Genomic DNA, 23,792 nt, shown 5'->3' with positions numbered 1-23,792 from the left:
GCCGGCGAGGGGGCCGGTCAGGCGCCGATGAGCTTGGCGAACTTCTCCTCGTACGCCGTCTCTTCCTCGCTGCTGAGGGAGCGGAAGGCGCGGGCCTTGGCGGCCATTTCCTTGTCCGGGACGATCAGCGGGTTGTCCGCGAGCTCGGGCTTGATCTTCGCCAGTTCGTCCTTGACCCCGTCGACCGGGCAGACGTAGCTGATGAACGCCGCCAGCTGCGCGGCCACCTCGGGCTCGTAGTAGTAGTCGATGAGCTTCTCGGCGTTGGCCTTGTGCCGGGCCTTGGCGGGGACCAGCAGGTTGTCGCTGGAGGTGATGTAGCCGGCGGCCGGGATCGCGTACTTGATGTCGGGGTTGCCGGCCTGGAGCTGGATGACGTCGCCCGCCCAGGCGAGGCAGGCCGCCAGGTCGCCCTTGTCGAGGTCGGCGGTGTAGTCGTTGCCGGTGAAGCGGCGTATCTGCTGGGTGTCGACGCCCTTCTGGAGGCGGCCGATGGCGGCGTCGTAGTCCGCGGTGGTGAACTTCGCCGGGTCCTTGCCCTGGTCGAGGAGGGTCATGCCGACGGTGTCGCGCATCTCGGTGAGGAAGCCGACGCGGCCCTTGAGGGTGGGGTCGTCGAGCAGCTGGGTGACGGAGTCGACCTTCCTTCCGCCGGTGGCCTTGGCGTTGTAGGCGATGACGGTGTCGATGCCGGTCCAGGGGTAGCTGTGGGCGCGGCCCGGGTCCCAGTCGGGGTTGCGGAACTGCGGGATCAGGTTGGCGTAGGCGTTCGGCAGGTGGGAGGCGTCGAGCTTCTGCGCCCAGCCGAGGCGGATGATGCGGGCGGCGAGCCAGTCGGTGACGACGATCAGGTCGCGGCCGGTGTCCTGGCCCGCCGCGAGCTGCGGGCGGATCTTGCCGAAGAACTCGACGTTGTCGTTGATGTCCTCGGTGTACTTGACCTCGATGCCGGTGCGCTTGGTGAACGCCTCCAGCGTCGGCCGCGACTTCTCGTCGTCGCCGGTGTCCATGTACTCGGTCCAGTTGGAGAAGTTGATCTCCTTCTCCTGGTCCGAGTGGTCGTCGGAGGGGGCCGCCTGGCCGCCCTCGCGCTTGGCGGGCGGGATTCCGCAGCCGGTGAGGGCGGCGAGGCCGCCCAGGGTGAGCGCCCCGGCTCCGGAGGCGCGCAGCAGCGAGCGGCGGGTGAGGGCGCCGCGGCCACTGGTGAGACTGCGCCGCATCGCGGCGAGTTGCGCCGCCGAGAGGCGGTCGGGCTCGAACTGCTCCATGCGCGTTGCCCTTTCGGGAGGGAGGGCCGCTGGTCGGGCGGCGCGGCCACGCGGCGGTAGCCGCATATCGATACTTATCGGTCCCCGAAGATCGTGCGGTGCCAGTCCTTCGCGGCGACCGCGGTGTTGTCGTACATCACGTGCTTGACCTGCGTGTATTCCTCGAAAGAGTAAGAGCTCATGTCCTTTCCGAAGCCACTCGCCTTGTAGCCCCCGTGCGGCATCTCGCTGATGATCGGGATGTGGTCGTTGACCCAGACGCAGCCGGCCTTGAGCTCCCGGGTGGCCCGGCCCGCCCGGTAGAGGTCCCGGGTCCAGGCGGAGGCGGCGAGGCCGTACGGAGTGTCGTTGGCCAGCGCCAGGCCCTCGTCGTCGGTGTCGAAGGGCAGGGCGACGAGGACCGGGCCGAAGATCTCGGACTGGACGACCTCGCTGTCCTGGGCGGCGCCGGTGATCAGGGTGGGCCGGTAGTAGGCGCCCTCGGCGAGGTCGCCGCCGGGGATCTCGCCGCCGGTGACGACGGTGGCGTACGCGCGGGCGCGGTCGACGAAGGCGGCGACCCGGTCGCGCTGGGCGTGCGAGACCAGCGGGCCGAGGTCGGTGGTGGCGGCGAAGGGGTCGCCCAGTCGGACGGTCTCCATCAGCTCGGCGACGCGGGCGGTGAAGGCCTCGAACAGGGGGCGCTGGACGTAGGCCCGGGTGGCCGCGGTGCAGTCCTGGCCGGTGTTGATGAGGGAGGCGGCGACGGCTCCGTGGGCGGCGGCCTCCACGTCGGCGTCGTCGAACACCACGAAGGGGGCCTTGCCGCCGAGCTCCAGGTGGAGCCGCTTGACGGTGGCGGTGGCGATCTCGGCGACCCGCTTGCCGACGGCGGTGGAGCCGGTGAAGGAGGTCATGACCACGTCGGGGTGGCCGACCAGGTGCTCGCCCGCGTCGCGGCCGGCGCCGGTGACGATGTTGATCACCCCGTCGGGGATGCCCGCCTCCTTGGCCGCCTGGGCGAACATCAGGGAGGTCAGCGGGGTGAGCTCGGCGGGCTTGAGGACGATCGTGTTGCCCGCGGCCACGGCCGGGAGGATCTTCCAGGCGGCCATCTGGAGGGGGTAGTTCCAGGGGGCGATGGAGCCGACCACCCCGATGGCCTCGCGGCGTACGTACGAGGTGTGGTCGCCGGAGTACTCGCCGGCCGCCTGTCCCTGGAGGTGGCGGGCCGCGCCGGCGAAGAAGGCGGTGTTGTCGACGGTCCCCGGGACGTCGAACCCGGTGGACAGCTTCAGCGGCTTGCCGCACTGCAGGGACTCGGCGTACGCGAAGTCCTCCGCCTGCTCCGCCAGGACGGATGCCAGCCGGTGCAGGGCGTCCGAGCGCTCTCCCGGGGTGGCGGCCGACCAGGCCGGGAAGGCCCGCTTGGCGGCGGCGACGGCCTCGTCCACGTCGGCCGGGCCGGCCAGCTCGTAGGTGAGCACCTCCTGGCCGGTGGCGGGGTCGACGACGGTGTGCGACCGCCCCGAGGTGCCGGCCCGGAGCCGCCCGTCGATGTACTGCGCGCCGTCTGCGAAGCGGTCCTTGACCTGGAAGCGGTTACCCATCACGCTCTCACGCTCTCGTAGCTACAGCTCGAATTGAGTGCCGATCCTGACAGAGGCCTCTGCCTCCGCCAAGTGATTCCGTTGTTGCCTTTTGATTACGCGACGGAATCGGTCGACCATATGTCGAGGCGCGCCGCAAATCCCGTACGAAGTGTCCGTGGTGGCTGGCAGACTCGCGTGCATGGAGAAGATCGACACCCTGATCGGCCAGGTCAGCCGCGGTGAGCGGGTGAAGTTCCTGCCCTTCTGGGGACACCGGCCGCGTACGGACGGAAGCCTGGGGCCCAGCTGCCTGAGCCAGTGGTGGCCCTCCCCCTTCACTGTGGGTGACGTCCGGTACGCGACGGCGGAGCACTGGATGATGGCCGGTAAGGCACGCCTCTTCGAGGACCCCGAGGCGGAGCGCGCCGCGCTGGAGGCGCGGACTCCGGCCGAGGCGAAGAAGGCCGGGCGGCTGGTGCGCGGGTTCGACGACGCGGTGTGGGAGCGGGAGCGGTTCGCGCTGGTCGTGGAGGGCAGCGTGCACAAGTTCGACTCGGACCCGGCGCTGCGCGCCTACCTGCTGGGGACGGGGTCGCGGGTGCTGGTGGAGGCGAGCCCGGTGGACCGCATCTGGGGCGTCGGCCTGGCCCCCGACGACGACCGCGTCCTGGACCCGGCGCGCTGGCGCGGCCTGAACCTGCTGGGTTTCGCCCTGATGGAGGCGCGGGCCCGGCTGGGCGGGAACGCGGCCTGAGCGCTCCGTAAATGCGTGGCGGGGCCGTTGGCACCGGCCCTAACGTGAGCGGTGTCCAGGTGCGAAGGCGAGACCTACTTCGACTACTCATCGGGAGGCCGCGGGTTCGAGTCCCGCCACCGGCACTCGTGCCGGTGTAGCTCAGTCGGCAGAGCACCTTGTGGTTTCGTCGGCCTTGTTCTCTGGACACCCTTTCGTCACGCACCTCCCGGTGCGCCCGGCGGCGGCTCCTTCTCGCAGAAACCATGCCGCCGCCCCGTCTGATCTCGGGAGGCCCGCGTGGGGGATGCCCGGTGCGCAGGCGACGGTTACTTCCGGGACCCGGAGGCCGTGGGTTCGAATCCCACCCGGCCCGACACCCGCGAGGGCGAGGGCCGGTGGAGCAGCTCGGAAGCTCGCCGGGCATGTGTACCGTCACCGACTCCGATCTCGGGCATCCCCCACCCGGCGCGCCTCCCCCGCTCTTCTTCGAATTCGGGGGGATTCACATGGCCCGCTTCAACCTCCGCGCGTCCAAGGCCGCGCCCGCGCCCGCCTCGCCCGTCCGGTCCACCGGCCGCCGCGCCGCCAACCACCACGGCAGCCCCGGCTTCGTCCGCGACGCCCGCTCCGAGCTGTTCCTGCTGGCCGTATCCAACGTCGTCACGCAGGACACCGCCTACGAGTCCGGCGGGGAACGCGACGACCGTTTCGCCGCACTGGTGCGGCGGCTCGCCGTCGAGGACCCGGAGTGGACGGCCGGCCTGCTGCGCTGGCTGCGCCGCGACGGCAGCATGCGGACGGCCTCCCTCGTCGGCGCCGCCGAGTACGTCAGGGCGCGCCTCGACGCCGGAGCGACGGACGGCCCCTCCAACCGGCAGGTCGTGGACTCCGTGCTGCTGCGCGCCGACGAACCCGGCGAACTGCTGGCCTACTGGACGGCGGCGTACGGGCGGAACGTGCCCAAGCCCGTCAAGCGCGGCATCGCCGACGCCGTGCGCCGGCTCTACTCCGGCGCCTCACTGCTGAAGTACGACACCGCGTCCAGGGGCTACCGCTTCGGCGACGTCCTGAACCTGGTCCACGCCTCGCCCGACCCGGCGAAGCCCTGGCAGGGCGAGCTGTTCCGGTACGCCCTCGACCGCCGCCACCACCCGGAGACCGCCGAGGTGCCGGCCGGCGACCGCACCCTGACCGCCCACCGGGAGCTCATGGAACTCCCGGTCGAGCGGCGCCGGGCCGTGGTCACCGCGGAGGACGGCGCCGAGCGGCTCGCCGAGGCCGGGATGACCTGGGAGGCGCTGACCGGCTGGCTCCAGGGGCCGATGGACGCGGCCGCGTGGGAGGCGGTCATCCCGTCCATGGGCGCGATGGCCCTGCTGCGTAACCTGCGCAACTTCGACCGGGCCGGGGTGTCGGACGAAGTCGCCGAGCAGGTCGCGGCGAAGGTCGCCGATCCCGAGTCGGTCGCCCGGTCGCGGCAGTTCCCCTTCCGCTACCTGGCCGCCCATCAGCACGCGCCCTCGCTGCGCTGGTCGTACCCGCTGGAGAAGGCGCTCGGGCACTCGCTGGCCAACGTGCCGCAGCTGTCCGGGCGGACGCTGGTCCTGGTCGACCGCTCCGGGTCGATGTGGTCGCCGCTGTCGGCCCGCTCGCAGCTCAACCGGGCCGACGCGGCGGCCGTCTTCGGCACGGCGCTGGCGCTGCGGGCCGAGCGGGCGGACCTGGTCCAGTTCGGCACCGGCAGCAAGGAGGTCGCGTACCGGCGGGGCGAGTCGGTGCTCAAGGTGCTGGAGCGGTTCGAGAACCTCGGGGGGACCAACACCGCGGAGGCCGTGCGCCGGCACTACCGGCGCCACGACCGGGTCCTGATCGTCACGGACGAGCAGGCCACGTACCAGTACGGCGGCGATCCGACGGCCCTGGTGCCCGAGCGGGTCCCCGTCTACACCTGGAACCTGGCCGGGTACCGGGTGGGCCACGCTCCGTCCGGGGCGGGGAACCGGCACACCTTCGGCGGGCTCACGGACGCGGCGTTCCGGATGGTCTCCCTGCTGGAGGGAGGCCGGGACGCCGACTGGCCGTGGGCGCGGTAGGGCGGTGGACGGCGCAGGGCCGGCCGCGGGCATCGGATGCCCGGGGCCGGCCCTGCGCCGTGTCCGCGGTGCGCGCGTTCCGCGGGCTCAGACCCGCTCGCGGACCTGCGTGTTCGAGTGCGAGCCGCCGTCCGGGGTCTCGTTGAGGGTGTCCGCCATGAACCCGGCGAAGATGACCGCCACGAGCACGGCGCCCAGCACGATGCCGATCCCGCCCAGGATGATGCCGGCGAGGGCGACCCCGCCGTTGGTGGCCTCGCCCCGGTTCGCCTTGCCGCGGCCGAGGACGCCGAAGACCACCGCGGCGATGCCCAGCGCGATCGCGAAGAAGCTGGTGACGCAGCCGGCGACCGCGAGGATGCCGAGGACCAGCGCGGTGATGCCGAAGCCGTTGCTGGGGCCCAGGCCGTACGGCTGGTACCCGGCGGGGCCCGGGTAGCCGGGCGCGGGCGGGTAGCCGGGGGCGCCGGGGTATCCCGGGGGGCCCTGGTGGCCTGGGTAGCCGTAGGGCTGCTGCGGCTGGGGTGCGGCCGGGCCGGGCTGTCCGTAGCCGCCCGGGGCCGGGTAGCCGTACGCGGCGCCGGGTGCGGGCGCGGCCGGAGGCACGGGCGCCGGTGCGGGGCCCGCGCCGGGTATCGGCGGGTGCGCGGACACCGGGGGCGTCCCGTCGGGTCCCGGCATCCCCACGAACGTCGGCTGGTCGTGCACGGACGGCCCGCCCGGCGTCCCGGGGGCCTGCCGCGGGCCGCCGCCCATCGGGGCCGCCGGCCTTTCGGGCGGCGCCCACGGGTCCCTCGGCTCAGGGCTCTGGTCGGTCATACGGCACCCCCCTCTCGTACAGCCATGCTAAGCGCTGCCACCGACAGCACCGGGCCTGCCTACGATGAAGGCGACCTGCCCGCACCAGCGTCCCACCGGAGGCCCCCATGCCCGACCTGCACCCCTTCATCGCGGGGCTGCCCAAGGCCGAACTCCACGTCCACCACGTGGGCTCGGCGTCCCCCCGCATCGTGGCCGAACTCGCCTCCCGCCACCCGGACTCGAAGGTGCCCACCGACCCCGAGGCACTGGCCGACTACTTCACCTTCACCGACTTCGCCCACTTCATCGAGGTCTACCTGTCGGTCGTCGACCTGGTCCGCACCCCCGACGACGTCCGCACGCTGACCTTCGAGGTCGCCCGCGACATGGCCCGGCAGAACATCCGCTACGCCGAACTGACCATCACCCCCTACTCGTCCACCCGCCGCGGCATCGACGAGCACGCCTTCATGGAGGCCATCGAGGAGGCCCGCAAGGCCGCCGAGTCCGAGCTCGGCGTCATCCTGCGCTGGTGCTTCGACATCCCGGGCGAGGCCGGCCTGGAGGCCGCCGCCGAGACCGCCCGCCTCGCCGTCGACCTGCGCCCCGAGGGCCTGGTCTCCTTCGGCCTGGGCGGCCCGGAGATCGGCGTGCCGCGCCCGCAGTTCAAGCCGTACTTCGACCGGGCCCGCGCGGCCGGCCTGCACAGCGTGCCGCACGCGGGCGAGACCACGGGCCCGGAGACCGTCTGGGACGCCATCCGCGAACTGGGCGCCGAGCGCATCGGCCACGGCACCAGCTCCACGCAGGACCCGGAGCTGCTGGCCTACCTCGCCGAGCACCGCATCGCCCTGGAGGTCTGCCCGACCTCCAACATCGCCACCCGCGCCGTGACCGACCTCGACCGGCACCCCGTCAAGGAGATGGTGCGGGCGGGCGTGCTCGTCACCATCAACAGCGACGACCCGCCGATGTTCGGTTCCGACCTCAACAACGAGTACGCGGTGGCCGCCCGGCTCCTCGACCTCGACGAGCGCGGACTCGCGCAGCTGGCGAAGAACGCCGTCGAGGCCTCCTTCCTGGACCCGGCCGGCAAGGCGCGGCTGACCGCGGAGATCGACGCGTACACCACCGAATGGCTCGCCCGCTGACTCCCGTTGATCGCTCCGGCCCCCGAGAATGGGGGCATGAGCACCCTGACTGCCGTCGGCCACCGCGGCGATCCCTACCGAGTCCGTGAGAACACCCTCCCCTCCGTCGACTCCGCGTTCGCGCGCGGCGCCGACGCGGTGGAGGTCGACGTGCGGCTGACCCGCGACGGAGTGCCGGTCCTGCTCCACGACGAGACGCTGCAGCGGCTGTGGGGCCACGACGTGCGCCTCGACGCCGTCACGGCCCCGCAGTTGAAGGAGCTCTGCGGGGGCGGGGTGCCCACCCTGCGCGAGGCGCTGACGGAGGCCGGGGCCGGCCGGCTGATGATCGACCTGCCGGGGGCGGCCGCGGAGGCCGTGCGGACCGTGGTCGACCTGGTGCGCGAGTGCGGGGCCCGCGACCGCACGTACTACTGCGGGGGCCCGAACACCATGCTGGCGGTCCGCGCCGCCGACCCGGGCGCGGAGATCGCGCTGACCTGGACCACGCTGTCGCCGCCGCGCCGGGTGCTGGTCGACGCGGTGTCCCCGCGCTGGCTGAACTACCGCTTCGGGCTGGTCACCCGGGAACTCACCGACGCCCTGCACCGGGACGGGCTGCTGGTGTCCGCCTGGACGGCGGACACCAAGCGGTCGATGCGCGCCCTGCTGCGGGCCGGGGCGGACTCCGTCACCACGAACAGGCTGGACGCGCTGGCCGCCGTACGGGCCGAGCCCGGGCGGTGACGGGCGGACTGGGCGGGCGGCTGCGCGGGCTCGTCCTGCGGGCGGGTCCGCGCTGGCAGGACGCGGGGCTGACGCTGCTGGTGCAGGTGGCGGCGACGATCCCCTTCGTGGTGCCCCGGGACCCGGCGGACTCTCCGGCAACCTGGACGGCGTACCTGCTGACGACGCTCGGCAACGTGCCGCTGGTGTGGCGGCGCCGGGCGCCCGTCACGGCGCTCCTCGGGGTGGTCGTGGCCGGTTCGGTGTACCAGCTGGGCCTGGACGGTCCCGGGCAGCCGCTGCCGTACGCGGGGCTGGTCTGCGTCTACTCCATCGCCCTGCTGCGGCCGCCGCGGGTGCGGCTGGCCGTGGCGGCCGCCCTGGTCGTGGTGATCGCGGTGTCCGTCGGGCTCAACACCGGTACGGCCAGGGAGCTGCTGTTCGCACTGTTCGTGTTCGCGGCGGCCTTCGTGCTCGGGCGGCTCCAGGCCACGCGGCTGGCGTACACGGCGGCGGCCCTGGACCGGGCGGAGCAGTTGGAGCGGGCCAACCGGATCGAGGCGGAGCAGGCGGCGGCGCGCGAACGGGCGCGCATCGCACGGGAGATGCACGACATCCTCTCGCACGCCGTCAGCATCATGGTCGTCCAGGCGGAGGCCGGTCCGGTGGCGGTGCGCCGGGCTCCGGAGCGGGCAGAGGCGGCCTTCGAGGCGATCGCCGAGACGGGGCGTGACGCGATGGCGCAGCTGCGGACGATGCTGGGCGTGCTCCGGGCGGAGGAGGCGGCTCCGCGTGCTCCGCAGCCGGGGATCGGCGGGCTGCCCGCGCTGGTGGACCGGGTGCGGGCGAGCGGACTGGCGGTGTCGTACGCGCGGACGGGCCAGGTGCGCGAGCTGCCGGCCGCGCTGGAGGCGACGGTGCACCGGGTGGTGCAGGAGGCACTGACCAACGTGGTGAAGCACGCGGGGGCCTCGGCGGTGGACGTCCGCCTGGAGTACGGGCCCCGCGAGCTCACGGTACGGGTCGCGGACGACGGCCGGGGGCCGTCCGGCGGCGCCGCGGGCGGGCACGGGCTGATCGGGATCCGGGAGCGGGCCGCCGCGCACGGCGGGACGGCGTGGACCGGTCCGGGTGCGGACGGGCGCGGGTTCACCGTGCTTGTAACCTCGCCGCTGGAGGTGGGGAAGTGACGATCCGTGTGGTGGTGGCCGATGACCAGGAGCTGGTGCGCAGCGGGTTCGCGATGATCCTGGACGTCCAGGAGGACATCGAGGTCGTGGCGGAGGTCGGGGACGGGGCGGCGGCGGTGTCGGCGGTGGAGCGGCTCTCCCCGGACGTGGCGCTGCTGGACGTGCGGATGCCGGTGCTGGACGGGATCGAGGCCTGCCGTGCGATCTCGGCGCGCAGCGCGTGCCGGACGGTGATGCTGACGACCTTCGACTCGGACGAGTACGTGTACGAGGCGCTGCACGCGGGGGCGAGCGGGTTCCTGCTGAAGGACGTGCGGCGGGACGACCTGGTGCACGCGGTGCGGGTGGCGGCGGCGGGCGAGTCGCTGCTGGCGCCTTCGGTGGCGCGGCGGCTGATCGAGGAGTACACGGCGGCGACGGCCCGGCCCGCGGCCCCGCCCGCCCTGGCGGCGGAGCGGCTGGAGGTGCTGACGGCCCGGGAGCGGGAGACCCTGCTGCACCTGGGGCGGGGGCTGTCGAACGCGGAGATCGCGGCGGCGCTGGTGGTGAGCGAGCACACGGTGAAGTCGCACGTGGGGAACGTGCTGGCGAAGCTGGGGCTGCGGGACCGGATCCAGGCGGTGATCTGCGCGTACGAGACGGGCCTGATCGCGGCGGGCGCGGCGGATCCCTCTCGGGTACCTCCCTCCGGGGAGTGAGGGGGCGGCGGGTCCACTCCCCCGCACGGGCGAGTTGTCGTACTGCTGAAGACCCCTCTCGATGGTGATCCGCGACGACCCCTGCGACCTGCAGCATTGAGGTCATCGGGGGGCAGTCGGCCGCTCGGGTCGCACACAGGGGGAACCGTCATGAAGGCTCGTACGCGCACGCTCGTCGCCGCCGCCGTGGTCCTGGGCATCGCCGCCGGTCCGGTGGCCGCCGCCCAGGCCGCTCCGGTGCAGGCGCCGGTTTCGGCGCGGGTCACGGCGCCCGTCTTCTCCACTCCGCCGGATGCGGCGGCGCTGCGGAAGGCGATCGAGGGGGTCGGACCGCAGAACAAGGACGCGACGGCCGCGCTGGTCCGGGTGGGCGGTACGAGCGGCAGCTGGCGCGGCAGCGCCGGTGTCGCGGACGTCCGCAGCGGGCGGGCGGCGGTGGAGGACGCCCGCTTCCGGGCCGGGTCGGTGACCAAGACCTTCACGGCGGCGGTGGTGCTCCAGCTGGCCGCCGAGGGCCGGGTGGACCTGGACCGTCCGGTGCAGGACTACCTGCCGGGGCTGCTGCCCGGCTTCGAGCCGGTGAAGGTGCGGCAGCTGCTGGACTACACGAGCGGGCTGCAGTCGGCCGACGGCCCGGGCGACGCCTTCGAGGACGAGTACGCCCACCGCTTCGACCTGGTCGACCCGCACGCGCTCATCGCCAACGCGGTGGCCAAGGGGCCGGAGTTCAGGCCCGGGGAGAAGCAGCGGTACAGCAACATCCACTACACGGTGCTGGGCGTGCTGATCGAGAAGCTGACGGGGACGACGTACGAGAAGGCCGTCGGGGACCGGATCATCAAGCCGCTGGGCCTGCGCCACACCTCGTTCCCGTCGCGCACCCAGAACCGCATACCGGGCCCGTACAACCACGGCTACCAGGCGGTGCGTCAGCCCGACGGCAGCCGTTCGCTGGTCGACGTGTCGGACTGGAACTCCTCGTCCAACTGGGCTGCGGGGGACCTGATCTCGACGACGGCGGACCTGGAGCGGTTCACGACGGCGCTGTTCGGCGGCCGGGTGGTGCCCGCGGCGCAGCTGGAGGAGATGTTCACCGTTCCCGACGTGCCGGACGCCGAGAGCACGACCGGCGGGCACGCGGTACAGACGGCCGGCCTGAAGGAGTTCGTCCTCCCGGACGGCACGAAGCTCTACGGCAAGACGGGTTCCCGTTACGGCTACAGCACGGTCATCGGCGGCACCCGCGACCTGTCGCGCACCCTCGTCTACTCGGTGAACTCCACCGATGCCAAGGGCCGGGACATGAACGCGGTGGCCTACGGGATCATCGGCGCGGCCTTCGCCAAGTAGCCCGGCCCGTCGGTCTCCTGGAGGGCCTCGAGCCGCTTGATCAGGCGGCGCAGCACGAGCAGGGGGAGGATCCCGAAGACGCCGAACGAGATGTCGATCAGCGTCCACCCGAGGGGGAGCCCCCGGATCGGCCCGCAGATCAGGGCCAGCGGGAGGATGCCGGCGCAGGCGACCATTCCGGCTTCGACGATCCAGAGGTTGCGGACCGGGTCGCGGTGGACCCCGTAGAAGAACACCGCGATCACCAGGTGGGCGAAGGCGAGCCAGTCGTTGCCGTAGAGGAGGAAGGGGTAGGCGGCGTCGGCGTGGTCGAGCCCGTCGCCGATCCGGCGCAGCCACGGGTGGGAGACCAGCGCATTGGCCCAGTGGAGTTCGGTGACCAGGGGGAAGGCGGTGAGCCCGCTGAGGACCAGGCAGACGAGGAACAGCGCAAGCCAGGCACGGATCCGCCGCCGGAGGGCGTTTCTCTCGCTCATGGCAGGGAGCCTACCGGCAGAACTGAACACGTTCAGCAGATTTCCTGAACGTGTTCAGTTCCGCCCCGAGATCATGGTCACAGTCCGACGATGGCGTTCCAGCGCGGGGCGAAGGCGCGGCGTTCGGCCGAGGAGATGTCGCGGGCCACGACCAGGCGCTTGCGCATCTCCTCGTCCGGGAAGACCAGCGGGTTCTCGGCCAGTTCGGCGGTGGCCTTGTCGGATGAGGCGGCCAGGACCTCTCGGGCTGCGGGGACCGGGCAGACGTAGTTGACCGCCGCGGCCAGCTCCGCCGCCACCTCGGGGTCGTAGTAGTAGTCGACCAGCGCCTCCGCATTGGCCTTGTGACGGGCGAGGTTGGGGATGAGCAGGCTCTCCGCCCACAGCTCCGCCCCCTCCTCGGGGACGACGAACTCGATGTCGGGGTTGTCGGCCTTCAGCTGGATGGCGTCGCCGGAGTAGGCCTGGCAGGCCAGGACGTCGCCCTTGCCGAGGTCGGAGGTGTAGTCGTTGCCGGTGAAGCGGCGGATGTGCTTCTTCTTCACCATGCTCTCGACCTGGTCGCACATCCGGTGGAAGTCGGATTCGGTCCAGCGGGTGGTGTCGGTGCCGTTGCCCTGCATCAGCAGGGCGAAGGACTCGTCGAGGCCCGAGAAGAGGGTGACCTTGCCCGCGAGGTCCGGGTGCCACAGGTCCTTCACGGACCTGATCTCCCGGCCCAGGGCCTTGCGGTTGTAGGCGATGCCGGTGATCCCGGACTGCCAGGGGACGGTGTGCAGCCGTCCCTGGTCGAAGGCGGGCGAGCGCAGCTGCGGGTCGAGGTGCCGGGCCACGTTGGCCTGCGCCGAGCGGTCCATCTTCTGGGCCCAGCCCAGGTGGACGAAGCGGGCGGCCATCCAGTCGCTGACCACCACGAGGTCGTGGCCGGTCGCCTGGTGGTTCATCAGGGCCGGGCTGACCTTGCCGAGGAACTCGTCGTTGTCGTTGATCTCCTCGGTGTACCGGACCTCGATGCCGGTCTTCTTCGAGAAGGCGTCCAGCGTCGGCCGGCTCTCCTCGTCCTGGTCGTCGGTGTCGATGTACATCGGCCAGTTGGAGAAGGCGAGGCTCCGCTCCCGTTCCGAGAGGTCCTGGCCCTGCCTGCGGTCCTCCGGGACGTAGGCGGCGGGAACACCGCAGCCGGTGAGGGCGGCGAGCAGGCCCGCGGCACCGAGGCCGCGCAGCGCCGCGCGGCGGGAGAAGGGGAGTTCTGGCATGGGCTCAGCCTCGGTCAACGCGAAAGGGGCGGGCAATAGACAACTTGTCTACCACCCACCCCTTCGTTGGCCTGCGGTGATCAGTGCGCGGTGGATCCGTGCGCACCGGTCAGCGGGCCGCCGGGCCGGTTCAGCCGTCGAGCGAGGTCATCACGTGCTTGATGCGGGTGTAGTCCTCGAAGCCGTAGGCGGAGAGGTCCTTGCCGTAGCCGGACTTCTTGAAGCCGCCGTGGGGCATCTCGGCGACGAGCGGGATGTGGGTGTTGATCCACACGCAGCCGAAGTCGAGGTTCTTGGACATCCGCATCGCGCGGCCGTGGTCCTTGGTCCACACGGAGGAGGCGAGGGCGAACTCGACGCCGTTCGCGTACTCCAGCGCCTGGGCCTCGTCCGCGAAGGACTGGACGGTGATGACGGGGCCGAAGACCTCGTTCTGGATGATCTCGTCGTCCTGCTTCAGGCCCGAGACCACGGTCGGGGCGTAGAAGTAGCCCTTCTCGCCGACCTGGTGGCCGCCGGCCTCGACCTTGGCGTGGGCGGGGAGGCGCTCGATGAAGCCCGCGACCTGCTTGAGCTGGTTCGGATTGTTGAGCGGGCCGTAGAGCACGTCCTCGTCGTCCGGCTGGCCGGTCTTGGTCTCCGCGGCGGCCTTGGCGAGCGCGGCCACGAACTCGTCGTGGACCGAGTCCTGCACGAGCACGCGGGTGGCGGCGGTGCAGTCCTGGCCGGCGTTGAAGTAGCCGGCGACCGCGATGTCCTCGACGGCCTTGGCGATGTCGGCGTCCTCGAAGACCACGACGGGGGCCTTGCCGCCCAGCTCCAGGTGGACGCGCTTGACGTCCTTCGAGGCGCTCTCGGCGACCTGCATGCCGGCGCGCACCGAGCCGGTGATGGAGGCCATCGCCGGGGTGGAGTGCTCGACCATGGCCTTGCCGGTCTCGCGGTCGCCGCAGACGACGTTGAAGACGCCCTTGGGCAGGATCGAGTCGATGATCTCCGCCATCAGCACCGTGGAGGCCGGGGTGGTGTCGGAGGGCTTCAGGACGACGGTGTTGCCCGCGGCGATCGCCGGGGCGAACTTCCACACGGCCATCATCATCGGGTAGTTCCACGGCGCGACCTGGGCGCAGACGCCGACCGGCTCACGGCGGATGATCGAGGTCATCCCGTCCATGTACTCGCCGGCCGAGCGGCCCTCGAGCAGGCGCGCGGCACCCGCGAAGAAGCGGATCTGGTCCACCATCGGGGGCAGCTCCTCGCTGGCCGTCAGGGCCAGCGGCTTGCCGGTGTTCTCCGACTCGGCGGCGACCAGCTCCTCCGCACGCGCCTCGAAGGCGTCCGCGATCTTCAGGAGGGCCTTCTGGCGCTCGGAGGGCGTGGTGTCGCGCCAGCCCGGGAAGGCGGCAGCGGCGGCGGCCATGGCGGCGTCCACGTCGGCCTGGCCGGACAGCGGGGCGGTCGCGTAGACCTCGCCGGTGGCCGGGTTGACCACCTCGGTGGTGCGCCCGTCGGCGGCGTCCTTGAACTCCCCGCCGATGTAGTTGCGCAGACGACGCAGTTCGGTGGTCACTACAGCCACTCTCCTGATCACATGTCCAACGATTGAGACAAGTCCCAAGAGTAGCCCCTCGGGCAACGCTTTCGACAGAGCCAGACCCGGCCAACTACGAAATCCGTTCATTGAGAGACCATCCACAACGGATTTCATCGATTACGGGTTGCGGAACGGACGACTCCTCGTGCACAGTGGCGTCGTGGTCAGTCGAAGCGCAGATTCCAGGAACAGACAACCGTCCCCTTCGGTCGATGCTGTGTCCCTGGCGATCATCGAGCAACTGCAGGAAGACGGCCGGCGCCCCTACGCGTCGATCGGCAAGGCCGTCGGCCTCTCCGAGGCGGCTGTGCGCCAGCGCGTGCAGAAGCTGCTCGACCAGGGCGTCATGCAGATCGTCGCCGTCACCGACCCGCTCACCGTGGGTCTGCGGCGCCAGGCCATGGTCGGCATCAACGTCGAGGGAGACCTCGATCCGGTGGCCGACGCCCTGACCGCCATGGCCGAGTGCGAATACGTCGTGATGACCGCCGGGTCGTTCGACCTGATGGTGGAGATCGTCTGCGAGGACGACGACCACCTGCTCGAAACGATCAACAAGAAGATCCGCACGCTCCCCGGCGTGCGATCAACCGAGAGCTTCGTTTACCTGAAGCTCAAGAAGCAGACCTACATGTGGGGAACTCGATAGCCCGTGAGCCAGGACCTCTCCAAAACCGCGTACGACCACCTGTGGATGCACTTCACCCGCATGTCGTCGTACGAGAACGCGCCCGTCCCCACCATCGTGCGGGGTGAGGGCACCTACATCTTCGACGACAAGGGCAAGCGCTACCTGGACGGTCTCGCCGGACTGTTCGTGGTCAACGCGGGTCACGGCCGCAAGGAACTGGCCGAGGTCGCCTACAAGCAGGCCCAGGAGCTCGCGTTCTTCCCCGTGTGGTCGTACGCGCACCCCAAGGCCGTGGAGCTGGCCGAGCGCCTCGCCGGCTACGCCCCCGGCGACCTGAACAAGGTCTTCTTCACCACGGGCGGCGGCGAGGCGGTCGAGACCGCCTGGAAGCTCGCCAAGCAGTACTACAAGCTGCAGGGCAAGCACACCAAGTACAAGGTCATCTCGCGTGCGGTCGCCTACCACGGCACCCCGCAGGGCGCCCTGTCCATCACCGGCCTGCCGGCCCTGAAGGCCCCCTTCGAGCCGCTGGTCCCCGGCGCGCACAAGGTGCCGAACACCAACATCTACCGCGCCCCGATCCACGGCGACGACCCCGAGGCCTTCGGCCGCTGGTGCGCCGACCAGATCGAGCAGCAGATCCTCTTCGAGGGCCCCGACACCGTCGCGGCCGTCTTCCTGGAGCCCGTGCAGAACGCCGGCGGCTGCTTCCCGCCCCCGCCCGGGTACTTCCAGCGGGTGCGCGAGATCTGCGACACCTACGACGTGCTGCTCGTCTCCGACGAGACGATCTGCGCCTTCGGCCGCCTCGGCACGATGTTCGCCTGTGACAAGTTCGGCTACGTGCCGGACATGATCACCTGCGCCAAGGGCATGACCTCGGGCTACTCCCCGATCGGCGCCTGCATCGTCTCGGACCGCATCGCGGAGCCGTTCTACAAGGGCGGCAACACCTTCCTGCACGGCTACACCTTCGGCGGGCACCCCGTGTCCTCCGCGGTGGCCCTCGCCAACCTCGACATCTTCGACAAGGAAGGCCTGAACCAGCACGTGCTGGACCAGGAGGGCAACTTCTTCAGCACCCTGCAGAAGCTGCACGACCTCCCGATCGTCGGCGACGTGCGCGGCAACGGCTTCTTCTACGGCATCGAGCTCGTCAAGGACAAGGTCACCAAGGAGTCCTTCACGGACGAGGAGACCGAGCGCGTGCTCTACGGCTTCCTCTCCAAGGCGCTCTTCGACAACGGCCTGTACTGCCGGGCCGACGACCGCGGCGACCCGGTCATCCAGCTGGCGCCGCCGCTGATCGCGGACCAGGGCACCTTCGACGAGATCGAGGGCATCCTGCGCAACGTGCTCACGGAGGCCTGGACCAAGCTGTAAGCGGTCCGGCGGCGCGCTGGTCCCACGCTGCACCGGTCCCACGCTGCACTGGTCCAACGCTGCACTAGTCCAACCACATGGCCCGGATCCCCTGTTCGAGTGAGAACAGGAGGTCCGGGCCGTGTGCTGTCGCCGTCCGGGGGGTTCGTCACCTTCCATCTCAGTGCGGGCCAGTGACCGAAGCGGCTCCGTTTCGTTCCCCCGGACGGAGGTGTACGCCATGGTGGCTCCACCGGACAGTGCCCCGCCAGACGACAACGTCCTCTGGGCGCGGTCCCTTCACTACTCCCACAGCGGTTCCCCCGGCCTGATCGGGGTCGGCGCAGGAGTCCGGCGGGGCGAGATCGTCGCCGTGACCGGCCCCCGCGGCAGCGGCAAGACCACGCTGCTGCGCTGCCTGGCCGGACGGCTGGTGCCCGACCAGGGCGAGGTCTGGTTCGACGGCGCCCCCGTGCACACCCTCGGCGCCCTGGCCCGGGAACGGCTGTTCCGCGCCCGGTTCGCCTGGATCGGGCCGGAGCCGCAGCTGCTGCCCGAGCTCAAGGTCTGGGAGAACACGGCCCTGCCCCTGCTGATCACCGGCGCCCCTCACCGGGCCGCCCGGGCCGCCGCCCACGAATGGCTGGAGCGCCTCGACATCGGCGCCTTCGCCGGCAAGCGCCCCGGCGCCCTCAACCGCGCCGAGTCCCAGCGGGTCGCCCTCGCCCGCGCGCTGGTCGGGGAGCCCGACGTGCTCTTCGCCGACGAGCCGACGGCCCCGCTGCACCTCGCCGAGCGCGCACGGCTGCTGCGTACCCTCACCACCGCCGCCCGCTCGCACGCGATCACGGTGGTGCTCGCCACCCACGACGAGGAGTCCGCGGCCGCGGCCGACCGGGGCCTGGCCCTGGTCGACGGCCGCCCGGCCGCCGCAGCCGCGGCCGCCGCCTCCCCCGGGACCACGGAGGGCCAGGCCGCGTGCTCTCTCTCCGCCTAGTCCGCGGCTCCCGGCCCCTGGTCCAGCTGCGCAGGCTGCTGGTCGCCGCCGCCTGCGCCGCCAGCGGCTTCCTGCTGCTGTACGTCCTCGCGGACGCCGAGGCCCGGACCGTCGGATCGCTGCCCCGGCTGCTGTGGGCGCTGGTGCCGCTGGCCGCCACCGTCCAGTTCGCCGTCGCCGTGGCCCGGACCGACCCGGCCACCCGCCCCCGCGAGGGGCTCGACGCCGTCGGGCTGGGACCCGTGCGGCTGGCGCTGGCCGCCGCCGTCTCCACCGCCCTCGTCTGCTCCCTCGGCGGCGCCCTCGCCCTCGCCGCGTTCCTGCACCTGCGCGGCGACCTCACCGGACTGCCCTTCGACGGGGCCGGGGCCCGGCTGCTCCACGCCGGCCGGCCGCTGCCGGTGGCCGCGGCGCTCACCCTGCTGGCCCTGCTCCCCCTGACGGCCTCCGCCGCGACCGTCCTCGCCCTGCGCCCCCGGCGCTCCGGGCCGGCGCCGCAGTCGGGCGTGCCCTGGGGGGTGGCGCTCGCCGCGTGCGGGCTCGCGCTCCTGGCGTACGCCCGCCCGGACGGCCCGGCGACGCCGGCGGCCGGCGCGCTGATCGCGCTCGGCCTCGCCCTGGCCGGACCCGGCCTGGCCTACGCCTGCGGGACCCTGGTCCAGGCCGTCCGCCCGGGCGCGCTGCGGCTGCTCGCCGGACGGACCCTCCAGGAGGAGGCCTCCCGGCTGGGCCGCCCGCTCGGGGTGCTGTGCGCCGTCGGCGCGGCCGCCCTCACCACCCTCGCCCCGCACGGCCCCGGCGGCGGGGCCGCGCCGCCGCTGGGGCCGCTGACCATACCGGCCGCCGTGCTCGTCGCCCTGTGCGCGGCCGCCTCGCTGCTCACCGCCGCGGTCGAGTCCCGGCAGGCCCGCGGCTCGGCCCGGGCGGCGCTGCTCGAGCTGGGCACCCCGGGCACGGTGCTCCGTACGGCCGCCGGCCTGCGGGCCGCCGCGCTGCTCGCCGGATGCGTACCGCTGGCCTGGGGCGTGGCGCAGCTGACGTCGCTGGCCCTGGCCCGCTGAGACCGGGCCCGGGTGGCCCCGTCGCCCCGGCCCGGGCGGGCGCGGGCAAAGAACCGGTCAACGAATCGTCTTGGACAGGCAACTCCGCGGCCCGTTCCGACGTCTGGCAGAGGTACCGCCTTACCTGCCAGACGTTGAACGGAGCCCTCCGTGCTCATAGGCCTGCTGACCGCTGTCGCGGCGTCCATCTGCTACGGGACGGGCTCCGTCCTGCAAGCCGTCGGCTCGCGCCGTGCCGCGCGGACGTCGCCGGCTGCGGCCGGGGTGACCGCGCACGGCGGACCGAACCTGACCTCCACCGCCAAGGCCGCGATGACCTGGGAGTTCATCGTCGGCACGATCCTGGACTTCGTGGGCTTCGGACTGGGCGCGCTGGCGGCCCGCCTGCTGCCCCTGTTCCTCTCGCAGACGGTGATCAGCGCCAACCTCGTGATCACCGCCGTGCTGAGCGTGAAGATGCTCGGGATCCGCCTCTCCCGCAAGGAGTGGACCTCCATCGGGGTCGTCTGCGCGGCGCTGGTGCTGCTCGCGACCGCCGCGGGCCACGAGGGCGGCCACCACGCCCCGACGGCCACGCACTGGTGGCTGCTGGCGGTGACCCTCCTGATCATCGTCGGCGGCACGGTGGCCGTACGGTTCCTCGGCGCGCGGGCGGCGATCCTGGCGGGCCTGCTCTCGGGCCTGGCCTTCGGCGCGCTGGGCGTGGGCGTGCGCATCCTGGACGGCGTCGACCCCTTCGACCTGGGCACGCTGCTCACCGACCCCGCGCTGTACGCGATCCTCGTGGCGGGCGTCGGCGGCATGTACCTGCACACCGTCGCCCTCCAGATCGGCTCGGTGAACGGCGCGACCGCCGCCCTGGTCGTCGGAGAGACGGTGCTGCCGGGCGCGATCGGCGTCCTGTGGCTCGGCGACGCCTCCCGGCCGGGGCTGGCCTGGCTGGCCGTCGCCGGCTTCGTGCTGGCGGTGGCCGGCGCGGTCGCGGTGGCCTGGTACGGCAACCACGACGGGGCCGCGACGCCGGAGCGGGAGCCGGTCCCCGAGCCCGTCGGCTGAGCCGCCGGCCCGGCCGCGGCGACCGGTTCACCCCCACGGGTCCCCGGGGTGGCGGCGCCCCGGCGGCCGGTGCCTGCTGAAGGCATGGACTCCCCCACCACGCGGATGCGCACGCCCCGCGCCGCCGGGACGGCCGGTGTCGTCTTCTCCCTGCTGCTCGGGGCCGCGATCGTGCTCATGCGGATCGCCATCCCCTCGGGCAACCCGGCCGAGGCCGCGATCGAGCCGGACGTGCGCTGGGCGGTCCGTCTGGCGCTGGAGATCGTCCCATTCGCGGGCATCTTCTTCCTGTGGTTCATGGGGGCGTTGCGCGCGCACTCGGGCGAGGGCGAGGACCGGTTCCTCGCCACCGTCTTCCTGGGCAGCGGGTACGTCTTCATCGCCACGCTGTTCGTGGCAGCCGCGGCCGCCGGGACCGTGCTCCAGGAGGCCGGGTCGCCACCCGGTTTCGGCCGGCCCTTCGCGTACGCCGTCCTGAGCACCTATGCGATGCGCATGGCGGCCGTGTTCGTCTTCTCGACCTCGACCATCGCCCGCCGGCTGGGGGTCTTCCCCCGGCCGCTGGTCCTGCTCGGCTTCGCCGCCGGGCTGGTCCTGCTGGTCACCGGGTCGTGGCTGCCGTGGATCGAGCTGGTGTTCCCGCTCTGGGTACTGGCCGTCAGCCTCCACATCCTCCGCGTCAACCTGCGCCGACCGCACTGACCTGCCCGTTCGCCGCCGCTGCGGCCCGGCAGGCGGCGGGCTCGTTCCTCGCGCATGCTGGAGGGGTGGCGGGGGCTTGGGGGGTAGTGGGGGTCATCAGGGCACGGAAAGGCTGATGCCTCATGAGGCTCGTCGTCGACCTGAACCGCTGTCAGGGGTACGCGCAGTGCGCGTTCCTCGCGCCCGACGTCTTCGCCATGCACGGCGACGAGGCGCTGCTCTACAACCCGCAGGCCCCCGACGACCAGCACGACAACGTCGTGCGCGCCGCCCACGCCTGCCCGGTCCGGGCCATCCTCCTGGACGCGGTCAACGGATCCCTCAACACGCCGGAGGCCGACGGTGAACGGTGACGGAGGCCTGGAGCAGCTCAAGCGCGAGGGCCGCATCGTGGTCGTGGGCGCTTCCCTGGCCGGCCTGCGGGCCGCCGAGACCATGCGCGAGAAGGGCTTCACCGGTTCACTGACGATGATCGGCGACGAGCCCCACGAGCCGTACGACCGCCCTCCCCTGTCCAAGCAGGTCCTGCTGGGCATGGCCACCGCCGACGGGACGGCCCTCCCCCGCCGCCGGGACATCGACGCGAAGTGGCGCCTGGGGGTGCCCGCCGCCGGCCTGGACATGGCGGCCCAACGGGTCCGGCTGGCCGACGGGGACGAGGTGGAGTACGACCGGCTGCTGATCGCGACGGGCGTGCGGGCCCGGCCCTGGCCCAAGCCCGACGAGGCCGCCCTCGACGGGGTCTTCGTCCTGCGCACCCGAGGCGACGCGGCCGCCCTGGAGCGCGCCCTCGCGGCCGGGCCCGGCCGGGTGCTGGTGATCGGGGCCGGGTTCACGGGCTCCGAGATCGCCTCCGCGTGCCGGGAGCGCGGGCTCGCCGTCACCGTGGCCGAACGCGGTGACGCACCCCTGGTCGGCGCGCTCGGCGGGGTGGTCGGAGCGGTCGCGGCCGACATGCACCGCGAGAACGGCGTCGATCTGCGCACCGGGATCATGGTCACGGCCCTGGAGGGCGACTCCTCCGGCCGGGTCCGGTCCGCGCACCTCTCCGACGGCAGCACGCTGGAGGCCGAGGTGGTGGTCGTCTCGCTCGGCGCCCAGCGCAACACCGAGTGGCTCGCCGGGTCCGGACTCGGCGCGGGTCCGCGCGGCATCGCCTGCGACGCGGGGTGCCGGGCCTTCGACATCCGGGGCATCGTCACCGACGACATCTACGTGGCCGGCGACGTCGCCCGCTCCCCGCACGCCCTCTTCGGCTACCAGTTCCTGTCCCTGGAGCACTGGGGCAACGCCGTGGCGCAGGCCGAGACCGCCGCGCACAACATGCTCAGCAGGAGCTCCGACCGCCGGCCGCACCTGTGGGTCCCGGCGTTCTGGTCCTCCCAGTTCGGCGTCAGCATCAAGTCGGTCGGGGTCCCGTCGATGGGGACCGAGATCGTGATCACCCAGGGCTCCCGCGCCGAGCGCCGCTTCGTCGGCGTGTACGGGTACCAGGGCCGCGTCATCGGGGCCGTCACCTTCGACCAGTGCCGCTGGCTGGACTTCTACGAGCAGCAGATCGAGCAGACCGCGCCGTTCCCGCCGCCCTTCCCGACGGTGGACCGCAGGCCCGAGGGGGACCGGCCGCTCCCCGCGGACTTCCCCGACCCGTCGGTGCCCACGCACGGGCCGACCATCACCCTGAGCGGCTACTCGCCGGCCGACCGGCGGATGACCTTCACACCGGCGCACAACTGAGCACGAGGACCTCTCATGACCCAAGGCATCCTGCGGCAGATCCTCGACTACTCCAGCCGTGCCAACCCGTACCCGCTGTACGAGGAGCTCCGCAAGACACCGGTGTTCCACGACGGGGAAGGCCCGTACGTCATCAGCACCTACCACGAGATCAAGGGCCTGCTGCACGACCCGCGGATCAGCTCCGACTCCCGCAACCTGACGGCGACGGCCGGCGACCCGCTGAACGAGGCCGACGAGGACGAGGGACAGGTCCTGCCGCCGTCCTTCCTGAAGCTGGACCCGCCCGACCACGACCGGCTGCGCCGGATGACCAACCGCCCCTTCGGGCCGCCGCACTCCCCGCGCCGGGTCGAGCAGATGCGCGGCGATCTGGGCGGCATCGTCACCGGGCTGATCGACACGATCGCCGAGAAGGGGGACCCGGGCCGGATCGACCTGGTCGAGGAGTTCTCGTACCCCTTCCCCGTGACGGTGATCTGCCGGCTGCTGGGCGTGCCGCCCGAGGACGAGGCCCGCTTCCACGTCTGGGCCGACACCCTCGCCGCGAGCCTGGACCCCGATCCGGACGCCGACCCCGCCGAACGGATGAAGAAGACGCAGGACTCCCGCATGGAGCTCGGCATGTACCTGGCCGGGCTGATCGAGGAGCGGCGCAAGAACCCGACCGGGGACATGCTCTCGGAGCTGGCGACCGGGCAGGGGCCGGACGGGACCATGAGCACGATGGAGGTGCTCAGCACGGCGGCGCTGCTGCTGATCGCCGGGCACGAGACCACCGTCAACCTGATCACGAACGGGATGCTCACCCTGCTGCGCCAGCCGGAGCACCTGGAACGGCTGCGCTCCGAGCCGAACCTGGCCGTGCCGATGGTGGAGGAGCTGCTGCGCTACGAGCCCCCGGTGCAGCTGCTGCCGCAGCGCAGCACGCTGGCCGACATCGAGGTGGCGGGGGTGACCATCCCCAAGGGCTCCTCGCTCTGGCTGGTCCTCGCCTCCGGGAACCGCGACCCGAAGCGGTTCGAGGACCCGGACCGCTTCGACCCCGACCGCGAGGACGTCCAGCACCTGGGCCTGGGCAGCGGCATCCACAGCTGCTTCGGGGCGCCGCTGGCCCGGCTGGAGGCCGCGCTGGCCCTGAGCGAGCTGGCCCGCAGGCTGGAGAACCCCCGGCTGCTGGAGGACCCGCCGCCCTACCGGCAGAACGCGGTCCTGCGCGGCCCGCGCCACCTGCCGATCGCCTGCGACGGCATCCGCGCGGCCTAGGTGTATTGCCCGGTGAGGTTGGGGACGCGGCTGGCGGGTGGTTTGCCTGCGAGCGCGGTGTGTCCGCGGTGGTGATTGTAGGTGTGGAGCC

General features: G+C 72.3%; 22 protein-coding genes. 16 read left to right on the top strand and 6 right to left on the bottom strand.

The annotated features are described in order from the left end of the window. Window positions 1-17: 17 nt before the first annotated feature. The gene (locus AB0469_RS32240) at window positions 18-1,268 is read right to left on the bottom strand and encodes a spermidine/putrescine ABC transporter substrate-binding protein (RefSeq protein ID WP_366455023.1); all 1,251 of its coding nucleotides are present in this window, start codon (window positions 1,266-1,268) and stop codon (window positions 18-20) included. Between the two features lie 74 nt (window positions 1,269-1,342). Next, window positions 1,343-2,857 (bottom strand): gamma-aminobutyraldehyde dehydrogenase, encoded by a 1,515-nt coding sequence (locus AB0469_RS32235; protein WP_366455063.1) that lies wholly within the window; start codon window positions 2,855-2,857, stop codon window positions 1,343-1,345. A 181-nt stretch (window positions 2,858-3,038) separates the two neighbouring features. Here AB0469_RS32235 and AB0469_RS32230 point away from each other — a divergent pair, with 181 nt between their 5' ends. Next, a complete protein-coding gene (locus tag AB0469_RS32230) occupies window positions 3,039-3,593 on the top strand; it encodes an NADAR family protein (protein WP_366455022.1) in 555 nt (184 codons plus the stop codon). A gap of 488 nt (window positions 3,594-4,081) precedes the next feature. Next, complete coding sequence (locus AB0469_RS32225) at window positions 4,082-5,668, top strand: TROVE domain-containing protein (protein WP_366455021.1); 1,587 nt, start codon at window positions 4,082-4,084, stop codon at window positions 5,666-5,668. Between the two features lie 87 nt (window positions 5,669-5,755). Here the strand turns inward: AB0469_RS32225 and AB0469_RS32220 are convergent, their stop codons facing one another. Beyond that, window positions 5,756-6,349: a hypothetical protein gene (locus AB0469_RS32220; protein ID WP_366455020.1), complete on the bottom strand. Its 594-nt coding sequence runs from the start codon at window positions 6,347-6,349 to the stop codon at window positions 5,756-5,758. Between the two features lie 245 nt (window positions 6,350-6,594). On the opposite strand from AB0469_RS32220, the gene AB0469_RS32215 reads away from it, so the two are divergent. The 5 genes from AB0469_RS32215 (at window position 6,595) to AB0469_RS32195 (ending at window position 11,563) form a co-directional block, all read left to right on the top strand. Further along, window positions 6,595-7,620, top strand: coding sequence for an adenosine deaminase (locus tag AB0469_RS32215; protein WP_366455019.1), 1,026 nt, complete (start codon window positions 6,595-6,597; stop codon window positions 7,618-7,620). A gap of 36 nt (window positions 7,621-7,656) precedes the next feature. Next, window positions 7,657-8,346 (top strand): glycerophosphodiester phosphodiesterase, encoded by a 690-nt coding sequence (locus AB0469_RS32210; protein WP_366455018.1) that lies wholly within the window; start codon window positions 7,657-7,659, stop codon window positions 8,344-8,346. An 8-nt stretch (window positions 8,347-8,354) separates the two neighbouring features. Next, on the top strand, window positions 8,355-9,515 hold the full coding sequence (locus AB0469_RS32205) for a histidine kinase (protein WP_366455062.1): 1,161 nt from the start codon (window positions 8,355-8,357) through the stop codon (window positions 9,513-9,515). Then, window positions 9,512-10,213 carry a response regulator transcription factor gene (locus AB0469_RS32200; protein ID WP_366455017.1) on the top strand — a complete coding sequence of 234 codons (702 nt, stop codon included), beginning with the start codon at window positions 9,512-9,514 and terminating at the stop codon, window positions 10,211-10,213. The genes AB0469_RS32205 and AB0469_RS32200 overlap by 4 nt, the downstream gene beginning before the upstream one ends. Window positions 10,214-10,363: 150 nt before the next feature. After that, window positions 10,364-11,563 carry a serine hydrolase domain-containing protein gene (locus AB0469_RS32195; protein WP_366455016.1) on the top strand — a complete coding sequence of 400 codons (1,200 nt, stop codon included), beginning with the start codon at window positions 10,364-10,366 and terminating at the stop codon, window positions 11,561-11,563. Here the strand turns inward: AB0469_RS32195 and AB0469_RS32190 are convergent. The 3 genes from AB0469_RS32190 to AB0469_RS32180 form a co-directional block, all read right to left on the bottom strand. After that, a complete protein-coding gene (locus tag AB0469_RS32190; RefSeq protein ID WP_366455015.1) occupies window positions 11,530-12,039 on the bottom strand; it encodes a hypothetical protein in 510 nt (169 codons plus the stop codon). The two genes, AB0469_RS32195 and AB0469_RS32190, sit on opposite strands and share 34 nt — an antisense overlap. A gap of 77 nt (window positions 12,040-12,116) precedes the next feature. After that, window positions 12,117-13,295, bottom strand: a complete 1,179-nt coding sequence (locus AB0469_RS32185) for a spermidine/putrescine ABC transporter substrate-binding protein (RefSeq protein ID WP_366455014.1) — start codon at window positions 13,293-13,295, stop codon at window positions 12,117-12,119. 130 nt (window positions 13,296-13,425) lie between these two features. Continuing rightward, window positions 13,426-14,865 (bottom strand): gamma-aminobutyraldehyde dehydrogenase, encoded by a 1,440-nt coding sequence (locus tag AB0469_RS32180; RefSeq protein ID WP_366455013.1) that lies wholly within the window; start codon window positions 14,863-14,865, stop codon window positions 13,426-13,428. Window positions 14,866-15,034: 169 nt separating this feature from the next. Between AB0469_RS32180 and AB0469_RS32175 the strand changes: the two genes are divergently transcribed. From AB0469_RS32175 to AB0469_RS32135, 9 genes are all read left to right on the top strand, one after another. Then, entirely contained in the window at window positions 15,035-15,538 is a 504-nt protein-coding gene (locus tag AB0469_RS32175; RefSeq protein WP_042814156.1) for an Lrp/AsnC family transcriptional regulator, read from the top strand. 3 nt (window positions 15,539-15,541) lie between these two features. Next, on the top strand, window positions 15,542-16,903 hold the full coding sequence (locus AB0469_RS32170) for an aspartate aminotransferase family protein (RefSeq protein ID WP_366455011.1): 1,362 nt from the start codon (window positions 15,542-15,544) through the stop codon (window positions 16,901-16,903). Window positions 16,904-17,123: 220 nt separating this feature from the next. Beyond that, complete coding sequence (locus AB0469_RS32165) at window positions 17,124-17,879, top strand: ATP-binding cassette domain-containing protein (protein ID WP_366455009.1); 756 nt, start codon at window positions 17,124-17,126, stop codon at window positions 17,877-17,879. Further along, a complete protein-coding gene (locus tag AB0469_RS32160; RefSeq protein ID WP_366455008.1) occupies window positions 17,861-18,940 on the top strand; it encodes a hypothetical protein in 1,080 nt (359 codons plus the stop codon). The genes AB0469_RS32165 and AB0469_RS32160 overlap by 19 nt, the downstream gene beginning before the upstream one ends. A gap of 150 nt (window positions 18,941-19,090) precedes the next feature. After that, complete coding sequence (locus AB0469_RS32155; protein WP_366455007.1) at window positions 19,091-19,996, top strand: hypothetical protein; 906 nt, start codon at window positions 19,091-19,093, stop codon at window positions 19,994-19,996. Window positions 19,997-20,080: 84 nt separating this feature from the next. After that, window positions 20,081-20,698, top strand: a complete 618-nt coding sequence (locus AB0469_RS32150; protein ID WP_366455006.1) for a hypothetical protein — start codon at window positions 20,081-20,083, stop codon at window positions 20,696-20,698. Between the two features lie 122 nt (window positions 20,699-20,820). Further along, window positions 20,821-21,051, top strand: coding sequence for a ferredoxin (locus AB0469_RS32145; protein WP_042813422.1), 231 nt, complete (start codon window positions 20,821-20,823; stop codon window positions 21,049-21,051). Then, the gene (locus AB0469_RS32140; protein ID WP_366455005.1) at window positions 21,041-22,435 is read left to right on the top strand and encodes an FAD-dependent oxidoreductase; all 1,395 of its coding nucleotides are present in this window, start codon (window positions 21,041-21,043) and stop codon (window positions 22,433-22,435) included. Before AB0469_RS32145 ends, AB0469_RS32140 begins: the two co-directional genes overlap by 11 nt. Window positions 22,436-22,450: 15 nt before the next feature. After that, a complete protein-coding gene (locus AB0469_RS32135; protein ID WP_366455004.1) occupies window positions 22,451-23,701 on the top strand; it encodes a cytochrome P450 in 1,251 nt (416 codons plus the stop codon). The last annotated feature ends 91 nt before the right edge of the window (window positions 23,702-23,792 follow it).

This window comes from Streptomyces sp. NPDC093801, assembly GCF_040701585.1.
In the GTDB taxonomy this organism is placed as follows: Bacteria; Actinomycetota; Actinomycetes; order Streptomycetales; family Streptomycetaceae; genus Streptomyces.
Note: the sequence above shows the minus strand (reverse complement) of the source record. Positions and strands in the feature narration are given on the sequence as shown.